The 13,595-nt window shown below is 67.7% G+C and carries 12 protein-coding genes and 1 pseudogene; 12 read left to right on the plus strand and 1 reads right to left on the minus strand.

The window, feature by feature from the left end; all coding sequences use genetic code 11:
- Positions 1-76 precede the first annotated feature (76 nt).
- The 12 genes and pseudogenes from waaF to QE444_RS07355 all read left to right on the plus strand — a co-directional run bounded on the left by waaF (position 77) and on the right by QE444_RS07355 (position 12,944).
- Positions 77-1,111: a lipopolysaccharide heptosyltransferase II gene (gene waaF / locus QE444_RS07300; protein ID WP_273863078.1), complete on the plus strand. Its 1,035-nt coding sequence runs from the start codon at positions 77-79 to the stop codon at positions 1,109-1,111.
- The gene (gene waaC / locus QE444_RS07305; protein ID WP_309737654.1) at positions 1,112-2,119 is read left to right on the plus strand and encodes a lipopolysaccharide heptosyltransferase I; all 1,008 of its coding nucleotides are present in this window, start codon (positions 1,112-1,114) and stop codon (positions 2,117-2,119) included.
- A complete protein-coding gene (locus QE444_RS07310) occupies positions 2,116-3,234 on the plus strand; it encodes a glycosyltransferase family 4 protein (RefSeq protein ID WP_309737655.1) in 1,119 nt (372 codons plus the stop codon). The genes waaC and QE444_RS07310 overlap by 4 nt, the downstream gene beginning before the upstream one ends.
- Entirely contained in the window at positions 3,231-4,037 is an 807-nt protein-coding gene (gene rfaP, locus QE444_RS07315; protein WP_309737656.1) for a lipopolysaccharide core heptose(I) kinase RfaP, read from the plus strand. Before QE444_RS07310 ends, rfaP begins: the two co-directional genes overlap by 4 nt.
- Positions 4,037-4,768: a lipopolysaccharide kinase InaA family protein gene (locus tag QE444_RS07320; protein WP_309737657.1), complete on the plus strand. Its 732-nt coding sequence runs from the start codon at positions 4,037-4,039 to the stop codon at positions 4,766-4,768. The genes rfaP and QE444_RS07320 overlap by 1 nt, the downstream gene beginning before the upstream one ends.
- Complete coding sequence (locus QE444_RS07325) at positions 4,765-5,520, plus strand: lipopolysaccharide kinase InaA family protein (RefSeq protein WP_285386772.1); 756 nt, start codon at positions 4,765-4,767, stop codon at positions 5,518-5,520. Before QE444_RS07320 ends, QE444_RS07325 begins: the two co-directional genes overlap by 4 nt.
- Positions 5,517-6,938: a lipopolysaccharide kinase InaA family protein gene (locus tag QE444_RS07330; RefSeq protein ID WP_309737658.1), complete on the plus strand. Its 1,422-nt coding sequence runs from the start codon at positions 5,517-5,519 to the stop codon at positions 6,936-6,938. The genes QE444_RS07325 and QE444_RS07330 overlap by 4 nt, the downstream gene beginning before the upstream one ends.
- Positions 6,939-7,124: 186 nt before the next feature.
- A pseudogene (locus QE444_RS07335) lies at positions 7,125-8,855 on the plus strand (carbamoyltransferase); the annotation flags it as partial.
- 9 nt (positions 8,856-8,864) lie between these two features.
- Positions 8,865-9,998: a glycosyltransferase gene (locus QE444_RS07340; RefSeq protein ID WP_133862982.1), complete on the plus strand. Its 1,134-nt coding sequence runs from the start codon at positions 8,865-8,867 to the stop codon at positions 9,996-9,998.
- On the plus strand, positions 9,995-10,954 hold the full coding sequence (locus QE444_RS07345) for a glycosyltransferase (RefSeq protein ID WP_309737659.1): 960 nt from the start codon (positions 9,995-9,997) through the stop codon (positions 10,952-10,954). Before QE444_RS07340 ends, QE444_RS07345 begins: the two co-directional genes overlap by 4 nt.
- 50 nt (positions 10,955-11,004) lie before the next feature.
- Positions 11,005-11,766 carry a glycosyltransferase family 2 protein gene (locus QE444_RS07350; protein ID WP_017640113.1) on the plus strand — a complete coding sequence of 254 codons (762 nt, stop codon included), beginning with the start codon at positions 11,005-11,007 and terminating at the stop codon, positions 11,764-11,766.
- A 5-nt stretch (positions 11,767-11,771) separates the two neighbouring features.
- Positions 11,772-12,944: an O-antigen ligase gene (locus QE444_RS07355; protein ID WP_187978470.1), complete on the plus strand. Its 1,173-nt coding sequence runs from the start codon at positions 11,772-11,774 to the stop codon at positions 12,942-12,944.
- A gap of 1 nt (position 12,945) precedes the next feature.
- Here the strand turns inward: QE444_RS07355 and QE444_RS07360 are convergent, their stop codons facing one another.
- Complete coding sequence (locus tag QE444_RS07360) at positions 12,946-13,587, minus strand: lipopolysaccharide kinase InaA family protein (RefSeq protein WP_309737661.1); 642 nt, start codon at positions 13,585-13,587, stop codon at positions 12,946-12,948.
- Between the last annotated feature and the right edge of the window lie 8 nt (positions 13,588-13,595).

Here is a 13,595-nt window from a genome sequence, read left to right on the forward strand (position 1 = left end):
GTGCGCGAGCTTTCGATCAGGCCGGGCCTGAGGGAGTGGGAGTCGGCCACCCGCTAGGTGCCGATCGCCTTCCAGCATGAATATTCTGATCATCGGACCCAGTTGGGTCGGCGACATGGTGATGGCGCAGACCCTCTTCGTCTGCCTCAAGCGCCAGCATTCCGACTGCCAGATCGACGTCCTCGCCCCCGAGTGGAGTCGCCCGCTGCTCGAGCGCATGCCCGAGGTGCGCGAAGCCCTGAGCTTTCCCCTCGGCCACGGCGCCTTCGAGCTGGCCACCCGCCGGCGCATCGGCCAGCAGCTGCGCGGTCGCTATGACCAGGCGATCCTGTTGCCCAACTCGCTGAAGTCGGCGCTGGTGCCCTATTTCGCCGGCATCCCCAAGCGTACCGGTTGGCGCGGCGAGATGAGATTCGGCCTGCTCAACGACATCCGCACCCTCGACAAGGCGCGCTATCCGCTGATGATCGAGCGCTTCATGGCGCTGGCTTACGCGCCCGGTGCGGAGTTGCCCAAACCCTATCCCAAGCCACGGCTGGCCATCGACCCGGCCAGCCGTGACGCCGCCCTGGAGCGCTTCGGCCTGAGCCTGGACCGGCCGGTGCTGGCGCTCTGCCCGGGCGCCGAATTCGGCGAGGCCAAGCGCTGGCCGGCCGAGCACTACGCCGCCGTGGCCGATGCCCGGCTGCGTCAGGGCTGGCAGGTCTGGCTGTTCGGCTCGCAGAAGGACGCCCCCGGTGGCGAAGAGATCCGCGAGTGGGTCACCCCCGGTTTCGAGGAGGATGTCTACAACCTCGCCGGGCGTACTTCCCTGGCCGAGGCCATCGACCTGCTTTCCTGTGCCAGTGCGGTCATCAGCAACGATTCCGGTCTGATGCACGTGGCCGCCGCCCTGGATCGCCCGCTGGTGGCGGTCTATGGCTCCACCTCGCCGGGCTTCACGCCGCCGCTGGCCAGCCAGGTCGAGGTGGTGCGCCTGGGGCTGGAGTGCAGTCCCTGCTTCGACCGTACCTGCCGCTTCGGCCATTACGATTGCCTGCGCCTGCTGCAGCCGAGCCTGGTGCAGGAGGCGCTTGGCCGCCTGGTCGCCGATCCGGTCGAGGTGGGCTAGATGCGCGTGCTGCTGATCAAGACCTCCTCCCTTGGCGATGTCATCCATACCCTGCCGGCCCTGACCGATGCGGCGCGGGCCATCCCCGGCATCTGCTTCGACTGGGTGGTGGAGGAGGGCTTCGCCGAGATTCCCGCCTGGCACCCGGCCGTGAGCCAGGTGATCCCGGTGGCCCTGCGCCGCTGGCGCAAGCAGCCCTTTTCCGCCTGGGCCAGTGGCGAGTGGGGCGAATTCAAGGCGCGCGTGCGCGAGCAGCGCTATGACCGGGTGATCGATGCCCAGGGCCTGCTCAAGAGCGCCTGGCTGACCCGCTACGCCGAGGCGCCGGTGGCCGGTCTCGACCGCAACTCCGCCCGCGAGCCCCTGGCCAGCCGCTTCTATGACGAGCGCTATCATGTCGCCAAGGGGCAGCACGCCCTGGAGCGGATCCGCCAGCTGTTCGCCCAGGCCCTGGACTATCCGCTGCCGGCGGGCGTGGGTGACTACGGCCTGGATCGGCAACGCCTGGCCGGCCCCAACGAGACGCCCTATGTGGTGTTCCTGCACGGCACCACCTGGGTCAGCAAGCACTGGCCCGAGGCCCACTGGCGCGAATTGGCCGAGCGCATGAGCCAACTGGACTGGCCGGTGCGACTGTTGTGGGGCAACGAGGCGGAACATGCCCGAGCCGAACGCATCGCCGACGGCCTGGATGGCGTCCAGGTGCTGCCGCGACTGAATCTCGCCGGGGTGGCCAAGGTGCTGGCCGGCGCCCGTGCCTGCGTGGCGGTGGATACCGGCCTCGGCCATCTGGCCGCGGCCCTGGACGTGCCCACCGTGTCGCTCTATGGCCCGACCAGTCCGAAGAAGGTCGGCGCCTATGGCCGCTCCCAGGTGCACCTGAGCGCCGTGGGGCTGGACGGCACCGACGAGCCGCGCGATCAGCCCGCGGCCAGTCTCGCCGCCCTGACCCCGGAGCGGGTTGAACTGGAACTGGAAACCCTGCTGTTGGAAGACCTCCCCGCATGACCCTGGCTTTCGTGCTCTACAAGTACTTTCCCTTTGGCGGCCTGCAGCGGGACTTCCTGCGCATCGCCCAGGAGTGCCAGCGCCGGGGCCATGCCATCCGCGTCTACACCCTGATCTGGGAAGGCCCGGTGCCGGAGGGCTTCGACGTGCGGGTGGCCAGGGTCAGCGCCCTGTTCAATCACCGACGCAACGAGAAATTCCACGCCTGGCTGCAGGCCGACCTCGCCCGCGATCCGGTGGACCGGGTGATCGGCTTCAACAAGATGCCGGGGCTGGACGTCTATTACGCCGCCGATCCCTGCTTCGAGGACAAGGCCCAGACCCTGCGCAATCCGCTGTATCGCCAGTGGGGTCGCTATCGCCATTTCGCCGAATACGAGCGCGCGGTGTTCGCGCCCGAGTCGTCGACCGAGATCCTGATGATCTCCGAGGTGCAGCAGCCGCTGTTCGTCAAGCACTACGGCACGCCGACGCCGCGCTTCCACCTCCTGCCGCCGGGCATCGCCGCCGATCGTCGCGCGCCGGCCAACGCCGCCGAGATCCGCGCCGACTTCCGGCGCGAATTCGGGCTGGAGGAGGGCGAGCTGCTGCTGGTGCAGATCGGTTCCGGCTTCAAGACCAAGGGCCTGGATCGCAGCCTGCGCGCCCTGGCCTCTTTGCCCAAGGAGTTGCGCAAGCGCACCCGGCTGTTCGCCATCGGCCAGGACGATCCCAAGCCCTTCCTGCTGCAGGCCAAGGCGCTGGGCGTGAGCGAGCGGGTCGAGATCCTCAAGGGGCGCAGCGACATCCCGCGCTTCCTGCTCGGCGCCGATCTGCTGATCCATCCGGCCTACAACGAAAATACCGGCACCGTGCTGCTGGAGGCGCTGGTCGCCGGGCTGCCGGTGCTGGTCACCGATGTCTGCGGCTATGCCCACTACATCTACGAGGCCCGCGCCGGCGCGGTGGTGCCGTCGCCCTTCGTCCAGGAGACCCTGGACCGGATGCTCGCCGAGCTGCTGGCCGATCCCGAGCGCCGCGCGGTGCAGGGCCGCAATGGCCTGGCCTTCGCCGCCAGCGCCGATCTCTATTCGCTGCCCGAACGCGCCGCCGATGTCATCCTGGGGGTGGCATGACCCTGCAATTGCGTGAGCCCTTCGCCAGCCGCTGGGCCGGCCAGGATCCCTTCGTCGCCGTGGAGGCCCTGCAGGGCCAGGTCTATCGCGAGCTGGACGGACGCCGCACCCTGCGCACCGAGGTGGCCGGTCGTGGCTACTTCGTCAAGATCCACCGCGGCATCGGCTGGGGCGAGATCGCCAAGAATCTGCTGCAGGCCAAGCAGCCGGTGCTGGGTGCGCGCCAGGAATGGCAGGCCATCGAGCGGCTGCACCAGGTCGGTGTGCCGACCATGACCGCGGTGGCCTTCGGCGAGCGCGGCGCCAATCCGGCGACCCAGCACTCCTTCATCATCACCGAGGAGCTGGCGCCCACCGTCAGCCTCGAAGACTTCAGCCTCGACTGGCTCCGCCAGCCGCCCGAGCCCCTGCTCAAGCGGGCGCTGATCGCCGAGGTAGCGCGCATGACCGGGGCCATGCACCGGGCGGGCGTCAACCATCGCGATTGCTACATCTGCCATTTCCTGCTCGACACCGCCCAGCCGGTCACCGTGGCCAATCTGCGACTCTGGCTGATCGACCTGCACCGCGCCCAGTGCCGCACCCAGGTGCCCCGGCGCTGGCGCGACAAGGACCTGGCCGGGCTGTATTTCTCCGCCCTGGGCATCGGCCTGACGCAGCGCGACTTCCTGCGCTTCCTGCGGGGCTACTTCCAGCGGCCGCTGCGCGAGATCCTGCGCGACGAGGCGCCGCTGCTGGCGCGTCTGGAACGCAAGGCCGCCGCCTTGCTGGAGCGCAAGGAACGCTACGGGGACCGGCTCTGATGGCTGACTGGCGCATCGATTCCAGCGTTGCCCACCTGCCCGAATTCGCCACCCTGGAAGCGGTGTTCGCCCTCGACGGCGAACGCCTGACCAGCGATCCGCTGTCGGAAGTGGTGCGCATCGAGCGCGACGGCATCCGCTACTACGTCAAGCGCTACCACGGCGCCGGCAAGGGGCTGCGGCGCTATGTCGGGCGGCCGCGGGTCAAGGCCGAATGGCAGAATCTCAAGCGTTTCGCCAAGTGGGGCATCGCCACCGCGCCGGTGGTGGCCTGGGGGATGGAGCGCTCGCCCCGGGGCTTCGCCCGCGGCGCCATGATCACCCGCGAGATTCCCGACACCCTGGACCTCGCCGAGCTGGCCAGGCGCGAGGATCCGCGGCTGCGCGACCGGGTGTGGGTGGACAACGTCAGCCGTCAGCTGGCCGCGGCGACCCGTACCCTGCACGACCACCATTTCGTCCATAACGATCTCAAGTGGCGCAACCTGCTGGTGGATGGTCAGGGCGTGCTCTATCTCATCGACTGCCCGGCCGGCGCCTTCTGGGTCGGCCACTGGCTGCGCTGGCGCATCGTCAAGGACCTCGCCTGTCTGGACAAGGTGGCCAAGTACCAGCTGTCGCGCACCCAGCGCCTCAGGTTCTATCTGCAATACCGCGGTCGCGCGCGCCTCAGCGACAACGACAAGGGGCGCATCCGCGAGGTACTGGACTATTTCAAGGGGCGGGAATGAACGAGGTGTGGGCGGCCGAGGATCGGGCCGTGCTGGCCGGCCAGGGCCTGGACAGCTTCGCGGCGCTGTGGGCGCTGGAGCTGACCGCGGTGGACGAACCCAACCAGGGACGCGGCGGTTTCAGCCAGGTGTTTCGCCTGGACGTTGGCGGCCATGGCTACTACCTCAAGCGCCAGCGCGACTACCTGACCCGCACCCTGGCCCGCCCGCTGGGCGAGCCGACCTTCGCCCGCGAGAATCGCAACATCCGCCGCTACGCCGAGCGCGGCATCCCGGCGCTGGAGCTGGCCTATTACGGCGAGCGCCGCGATGACCAGGGTTGGCGTGCCATCCTGCTGACCCGGGCGCTGGATGACTGGCGCGATCTCGACAGCTGGCTGCGTGTCTGGGCGCACCTGGCCCCCGAGGAGCGCCAGGCGGTGCTGGTCGCCGTCGGCGAACTGGCTCGCCAGCTGCACGGCGCCGGCCAGGTGCACGGCTGCTTCTATCCCAAGCATCTGTTCCTGCAGCGTCAGGGCGAAGGCCTGGCCGCGCGGCTGATCGATCTGGAAAAGACCCGGCCGCTGCTGTTCGGCCGGCGCGATCGCCTGCGCGATCTCGAACCCCTGCTGCGCCGCGCGCCGCAATGGCGCGAGCAGGACATCGCCCGCCTGCTGGCGAGTTATCTGGATCAGCCGCTGGACAGCGTCGCCGTGCGCGGCTGGAGTCGGCGTCTGGCCGGGCGTCGCCGCCACAAGGAGCGCAAGGCATGACCCTGGAGCAACTGACCAAGGCCGGTCGTGCGCCGACCCTGCCGTTGCGCATCGAACTGCCCAGTGGCGAGTTGGAACTGCTGTCGCTGCTCAGGGTGCTGCCCGGTCAGCGCTATGTCGGCGAGGCCCGCTGGCAGGGCCGGCAGGTGCTGGCCAAGCTGCTGGTCGGCGAGCGCGCGAGTCGGCAATTCGCCCGCGAGCGCGAGGGTTGCCGCCTGCTGGCGGTCGCCGCGGCGCCGACCCCCACGCTGCTGGAGAGTGGCGAGGCGAGCGGGCAGGGCGCCTGGCTGCTGTTCGACTTCATCGCGGCGGCGCCCAGCGTCGAGCAGCTCTGGCAGCCGCTCGTCACCGAGCCGCCCCTGTCGCCGGCACAGGACGCGTTGCTCGGCGCGGCCCTCGCCACCCTGGCGCGGCTGCATGCCCAGGGGCTCTGGCAAGCCGATCTGCACCTGGACAATCTGCTGGTCAAGGACGGCGCCGCCCTGGTCATAGACGCGGCGGACATCCAGGCCGAGACCGTTGGCCAGCCACTGTCCCAGGCGCGGGTGCAGGAGAATCTGGCGGTGTTCTTCGCCCAGTTGCCGGCCGCCCTGGATGCTCAGCTGGAAGAGCTGCTGATCCACTACCTGCTGGTCAATGCCGAACACGCCCTGCGCCTGGAAGCTCTGCTGGCGCGTATCGCCGAGATCCGCCGCTGGCGCCTGGCCGACTACCTGAAGAAGAGCGGCCGGGAATGCACCCTGTTCGCCGTCACCCGCAGCGCCTTTGGCCTGATCGCCGTGCGGCGCACCTGGCTGAGTCGCCTGGAAGGCCTGCTGGCCGATCCCGACGCCGCCCTGGCCGGCCTGCCGACCTTCAAGGACGGCGGCGCCGCCACCGTGGCCCGCGTGCAGTGGCAGGACCAGGACCTGGTGCTCAAGAGATACAACATCAAGGGCTTCGGCCATTGGCTGACGCGCTTCTGGCGACCGAGCCGAGCCTGGCACAGCTGGCGCGAAGGGCATCGGCTGCGATTCCTCGGCATTCCCACTCCCGAGCCGCTGGCCGTGCGCGAGCGCCGCTTTGTCGGCCTGCGCGGGCGCGCCTATCTGGTGACGCCCTTCGTCGACGGGCCCAATCTGCTGGAGCGCTTCGCGCCCTATGTGCAGTCGGCGCCACCCGCGGTCGAGCTGGAGGCCCTGCTGGCGCTGGTCGACGCCCTGCGTCGCGAGCGCCTCGGCCATGGCGATTTCAAGGGCACCAACCTGATCTGGCATGAAGGTCGCTGGCTGGTGATCGACCTCGACGCCCTCCAGGCCCATGGCAGCGACCGTGCCTACGCCGCCGCCTATGCCCGCGACCGCGCCCGGCTGCTGCGCAACTGGCCGGCCGACAGCGCCCTGCATCGCCTGCTCGACGAGCGCCTGCCGCCAGCCTGAGCGCCGACCCGCCATCTGTACCGGGGCTGAATCGCCGTGCGCTAGGCCCCGCTCCGGCGTGCGGCCATTACCCGTGGCCTGCCTGAACGGCTATAATTCGCCGTTTTTGAGGCGAGGCGGGCCTGCAGCGGCCTCGCGAAACCCCGGCGAACTCCTCTGGCTTCGCCCTGTACAGAGGCTTTACCTGTGTCCCTGACCGTCCTTGGCCTGTCCGGCGCCCTCAGCCACGATCCCTCCGCCGCGCTCTATATCGACGGCAAGCTGATCGCCGCGGTGGAAGAAGAACGCTTCGTGCGCGACAAGCATGCCAAGAATCGCATGCCCTACGAGTCGGCCAAGTTCTGCCTGGAACAGGCCGGGATCAGCCCCGCCGATGTCGACGTGGTGGCCATTCCCTATGCGCCCATCAGTCTCTTCGGCGAAGCCCGCTGGCACTACGCCAAGCGCTATGCCTACGCCCCGGATCGCGCCCTGGACGCCATCCTGTTCGGCAATCGTCGCTACCACCGCTACCAGAAGCGCATCGAGTGGTGCCTGGTGCAGCTCGGCTTCGACCTGAAGAAGGTCAAGCTGGAAGCCGTCGAGCACCACCTGGCCCATGCCTCCAGTGCCTACCACTGCTCGGGTTTCAGCGAAAAGACCGCGATCCTCGGCATCGACGGCAAGGGCGAGTACGCCACCACCTTCTTCGGCTACGGCGAGAACGGCAAGATCCACAAGATCAAGGAGTTCTACGACCCGGACTCCCTGGGTGGCCTCTATGGCGCCCTCACCGAATTCCTCGGCTTCGAGATGCTCGACGGCGAATTCAAGGTCATGGGCATGGCGCCCTATGGCGATGCCAGCAAGTACGATTTCTCGCGCCTGGCGAAATTCGAGAACGGCGAGCTGATCATCAACACCGACTACGCCAACGTCATCGGCTTCCGCCGCTACAAGGAAAAGGGCAAGGGCTACTACTTCTCGCCCAAGCTGATCGAGTGGCTGGGGCCCAAGCGTGAAGGCGACATCGCCGACGATCCCTACATCCACTATGCCGCCAGCATGCAGGCACTGTTCGAACGCCTGGCGCTGGAGATGATGGACTACTACCTGGGCGACATCATCCGCCAGACCGGGAAGATCGCCTTTGCCGGCGGCTGCGCGCTCAACGTCAAGCTCAACCAGAAGATCATCGCCCGTCCCGAGGTCAAGGAGCTGTTCGTCCAGCCCGCCTCGGGCGACGCCGGCACCGCCGTCGGCGCTGCCGCCTACGTCTCCCACGCCCGTGGCGTGCCGGTGGAGAAGATGGAGCACGTCTATCTCGGCCCCGGCTACAGCAACGAGGACGTCATCGCCGCCTGCGCCCGCCATCCCAACGCACCCAAGTGGGAGCGGATCGACAACATGCCCCAGCGCATCGCCGAGATCATGGTGGCCGGCAATCCGGTGGCCTGGTTCCAGGGCCGGCTGGAGTTCGGTCCGCGCGCCCTGGGCGGTCGCTCCATCATCGGCTGCCCCAGCGTGCCGGGCGTGGCCGATCGCATCAACGCCCAGATCAAGTTCCGCGAGCGCTGGCGGCCCTTCTGCCCGTCCATGCTCGATACCGTGGCGCCGCAGATGCTCAAAGTCGACCATCCCTCGCCCTTCATGACCTTTACCTTCGAGGTCAATGACGAGTGGAAGAACCGGGTGCCCGAGGTGGTCCACGAAGACGGTACCTCCCGCGCCCAGGTGCTGGAGCGCCGGCATAATCCGCGCTGGTACGACCTCATGGTCGAGCTGGAAAAGCTCACCGGCAACGGCGTCTCCCTCAATACCTCACTCAACCGCCGCGGCGAACCCATGGTCTGCTCGCCCACCGATGCCCTGAACATGTTCTTCGGCTCGGACCTGCAGTACCTGATCATGGAAGACGTCCTGGTGATCAAGGAGGGGGGCCGGCCTATGACGCGTTCCGCCGAACCGCGGGTGCTGCAGTTCTGTCATGGCTACGACGGTCCCTTCCTCGACTGCGCTCGCCAGACCGCCAGCCTCTTCGCGGGCAGCGGCTATCGCGTCACCACGGTCTTTCTCACCGGCACGGCCGATGCCGAGGTGGCCGCCGGCTGCGGTAGCGACGAGGTGCTGTTCCTCGAGTATTCCTCCAAGGACGTGCGGGGCCTCAAGCTCGGCGCCATCCAGGCGCTGCGCGAGATCGTCCGCTCGCGCGGTATCCGCTTCGTCATCGCCCATAGATTCAAGCCGATCTGGATCGCCTGCCTGGCCACCAATCTGCCGGTGATCGGCGTCCACCATGCCTTTGGCGACTACGACCGGCTCGGCCGGCGGCTGTTCGCCAAGCTGATGAGCAAGCGCCTGACCCTGCTGGGCGTCTCCGACGCGGTACGCGACGAGTTGCGCCAGCGCCTCAAGGACTGGCCGGCCGAGCGCATCGAGACCCTCTACAACCGTCTGGACGTCGAGGCGGTGGAACGCGAACTGCTGCCGGCCGACGAGGCCCGCGCCGGGCTCAAGCTGCCCCAGGACGCCTGGATCGTCGGCAACGTCGGTCGCCTGCATCCGGACAAGGACCAGGCCACCCTGCTGCGCGGCTTCGCCGCCGCCCTGCCGAATCTGCCGGCCAATGCCCTGCTGGCGATCCTCGGCAAGGGCCGCCTGGAAGAAGACCTCAAGGACCTGGCCCGCGAACTGGCCATCGCCGACCGGGTGCTGTTCCTTGGTCAGGTGGACGGCGCCCGGCGCTATTTCAAGGCTTTCGACGTCTTCGCCCTGAGTTCCGACCACGAGCCCTTCGGCATGGTCCTGCTGGAGGCCATGGCCGCCGGCGTCCCGCTGATCGCCACTTCCTGCGGTGGCGCGCGGGAGATCGTCGAGGGGGTCGGCTTCCTCTTTCCCCTCGGCGACGCCGAAGCCCTCGGCCAGGGCCTGCAGCACCTCGGCCGCCTGGCGCCGAGCCAGCGACGCGCCTGCGTGCAGCACATGCGCGAGCGCCTGGCCGAACGCTTCTCCGACGAAGCGGTGCGCCGTGACTTCTGGCGCCTGCCGATGGTCGCCGCCTTCAAGGCCCCGGCTCCGTGAAAGTCCTGTTCCTGGTCCAGAAGGAGCAACGCATCCTGCTGGACCACTTCTATGCCAGCATCGCCGCCCACTGCGAGTGCGACCTGCGCTGGCTGAGTGACGAGGAACAGGCCGATCTGCGCGGCTATTTCCGCCGCGCGGTGCCCCAGCCCGAGCAATACGATCGCATCCTGCTGTTTCTCAGATTCAAGAAGCAGCTCAGGCAGGTCGCCTTCATCCGCAGCCTGCCCAATCTGGTGGAGCTGGAGCACGACGCCTACCAGAATTTCATCCCCTGCAAGTACACCGGCAAATTCAGCCGCTACTACCGGGCCATGCCCCACGTCCGGGTGCTGGTCTCCGGCGCCGGCGTGGCGCGGCGGCTGCAGGAGGAGGGGGTGGACGCCCACTTCGTGCCCAAGGGCTACGACGACAGCCGGCTGCGCGACCTGGGGCTCGAGCGCGACATCGAACTGGGCTTCGTCGGCAGCCTCGGCAGCGTGGCCTACAGCGGGCGCAAGCAATTGCTGGAAGACCTGGCCAAGGTCGAGCCGCTGCTGATCACCAAGACCCGCTCGGGCGACGAATACCTGCAGACCCTCAACCGCATCCGCTACTTCGTTGGCGCCGATGTCGGCATGGGCGAATACATGATCAAGAACTTCGAGGCCATGGCCTGCGGCTGCGTGCTCTTCACCTTCGATCAGGGTGAAGAGGAGAACCGCGCCCTGGGTTTTGCGGATGGCGTCAACGTGGTGCTCTATCGCTCGCTGGACGAGTTGCGCGAGAAACTCGCCCGGCTGCGCGGCGATCCGGCGCACGCCGCGGCCATCGCCAGGGCTGGAGAGGCCCTGGCGCGTCACTCTTTCGCTTTCGGCCACTTGGGTGAGCGCATCGTTTCGGCTATAACCCCAGCGCTGCGACCGGCAGTCGCTCCGGGGTTCCTGCACCGCCTGCTCGGCAGGCTGGGACGCTGATGCGCTGCCCGAGGTCCGGCTTTCGACTCAACTGGCAGAAAGGGTAGAACGTGCAGTTTTCCGCCGACAGCGACATCTCCGTGGTCGTCACCAGTTGCGGGCGCTTCGACCTGCTGCGGCAGACGCTGGCGACCTTCGACGAATTCAACACCGCGCCCATCCGCCGCGTCTTCATCACCGAAGATTCCGGTGACGAGGCGGTACGCGACTGCATCCCCGCCCATTGGCGCGAACACACCGAGTTCATCGTCAACAATCCCAAGCTTGGCCAGATGCGCAGTGTCGACGCCGCCTATGCCCGGGTCGAGACCAGCTGGATCTTCCACTGCGAAGACGACTGGGCCTTCTATCGCCCGGGCTTCATCGAGGACTCCCAGGCGCTGCTGGAGGCCGATCCCCAGGCGCTGCAGGTCTGGCTGCGCAGCCATGCCCATGACCTGGCGATCCACAGCCCCTACGTCTATCTCAAGTCGCGGCAGGTGCATGCCGGTATCGCCTTTTACGAAGTCGGCTCGCACAAGCCCGAATGGCAGGGCTTTTCCTTCAATCCCGGTCTGCGCCGGCGCGCCGACTACCTGCTGCACGCCCCCTATGGCGACCTGAGCGGCGAGAAGGAACTGTCCCGGCGCTATGCCGACGCCCAGCGCCACGCGCTGATCCTGGAAAACGATGCCGTGCTGCATACCGGCTTCGGCCAGCACGTGGTCAGCGACAAGGACCGCAACGACAAGCAGAAGCGCCGGCGGATGGAACGCATCAAACTGGCACTGGCCTTCCTGGTCGGCGCACTCCTGGGAGCCCTGTTGTGGTGACACCCTTGCTCGATCGCCTGCAGCAGAGTCGTTATTTCACCCTGGCGGTGCTGGTGTTCATGGCCGCCTACCTGTGCATCCCCACGGCCAAGTGGATCAACAGCTACTTCTATGCGGCGATCGCCCTGCCGGCGCTGATCCTCTTCGTGCTGCGGCCGCGGCTGATCGACTGGCGCTCGCCGCTGCTGCTGCTCTGGCTGGTGTTTCTCGCCTGGTTCATCGTGCCGGGGGCACGGGCCGAAGAGGGGCAGTTCTTCAAGCACATCCTCTATGTGCTGCTGTTCGTGCTGACCGTGGCCTGCCTGGTGGATGGCGACTTCTTTCGTCGCCCCGGCCTCGTACGCCTGGCCTTCTGGGTGGTCTGCGCCTATGCCGTGGGCTCCAGCCTGGTGTTCTGGCTGACCGGCCACTATGCCGTCGGTCAGCGGGTCATCCACCTGCCGGGACGCATCTCCAATCCCATCTATGTGAGCATCTGGATGGTCTGCCTGGGCGGCCTGGCCGCGCCCAGCTGGATCCGCGAGCGGCGCTGGATCGAGTTGCTGGCGGCGGTGGTGGTCAGCATCGTCGGCATCTCCTTCGCCCTGCAGACCCGTACCGGCCTGGTGGGCATCGGCTTCCTGGCCGCCCTCGGCGTGCTCTTCGCCTTTCCGCGCTTTCCGCTGCGCACCCTGGCGCTGGTCGTCCTGGTCAGTGCCCTGATCGCCGGAGTGGTCCAGGTGGTGCATACCGAAGCCTGGTTCGTCGCCTTCTGGGGCCGGGCGGATTCCGGACGCATCGAGCTGTTCCACTTCATGATCAAGGACTGGGAGTCCTGCGGCTGGTGGCTGGGCTGCGGCCTGGGTTACCAGAGTCACGACCTGCTGCATGGCACCGAGGCCATCCAGCACCCGCACAACATCTTCGTCTCCTTCGGCATCTACACCGGCCTGGTATCGCTGCTGATCTTCGGCGTGCTGATGCTGGCCAGCCTGGGCGCGGCTCTGCGCCAGCGCGATCCCTGGGGACTCTATCTGGCCGTGGCCCTGCTGATGCTCAATTTCGACGGCGCCAAGCTGATCGGCAATCCGGACGAGTTGTGGCCGCTGGTGCTGTTGCCCGCGGCGATGATCGTCGGCGCCGAGGTGCAGCGCCGGCGCAAGCTGGCGCTAGGACAGGCGGTGCCGGTCCAGTCCTGATCTAGTCCTGCAGCTGCCGGTCGAGTTCGCGCCAGTCCAGGGGCTGGCGGCAGGCTTCGGCATAGGCCCTGAGGAAGGGTTCGCGACCGGGTTCGAACAGCCAGTCGCGGTCTTCGCCGTAGCGCAGCAGGTGATGGAAGTTGCGCACCCGCAGGCGCAGCGGCAGACGCCGCGCATGACAGCGCAGATCGGCGATGTCGATCAGGCCCAGTTCGCCTTCTGGCGTCAGCACCACGTTGCCCAGGTGCAGCGAGCGGAAGTAGACGCCACTGTCGTGCAATTCGGCTATGAAGCGACCCAGGGCGGGGCGCAGCGCCGCGGCCTCGTCCGAGGTGCGCAGCTGGCGCAGGGTGGCACCCGGCAGCGGGCTGTAGTGCACCAGATCGCGCTGCAGCGAGGCGGCGCGATAGACCTCCAGCACCTGCGGACAGGGAATGCCGCGCTCGGCCAGTTGGCGGGCGTTGTCGGCAAAGCGCTGGGCATAGGGAAACAGCGCCGCCGAGGTCAGCAGCCGCTTGCGGCGAAAGAGCTTGAGATAGCTGCCATCGGTGAGGCGCAGGACCTTGTCGCCATAGTGATCGGCTTCCACTACCTGGGCGGCGTCGCGCAGTTCGAGATAGCGCGAATGTTCGAGAGGCTTCATGCAGGACC

Origin of the sequence: Pseudomonas sp. SORGH_AS_0199 (assembly GCF_031453735.1) — a bacterium.
GTDB classification, from domain to species: Bacteria; Pseudomonadota; Gammaproteobacteria; order Pseudomonadales; family Pseudomonadaceae; genus Chryseomonas; species Chryseomonas aestiva.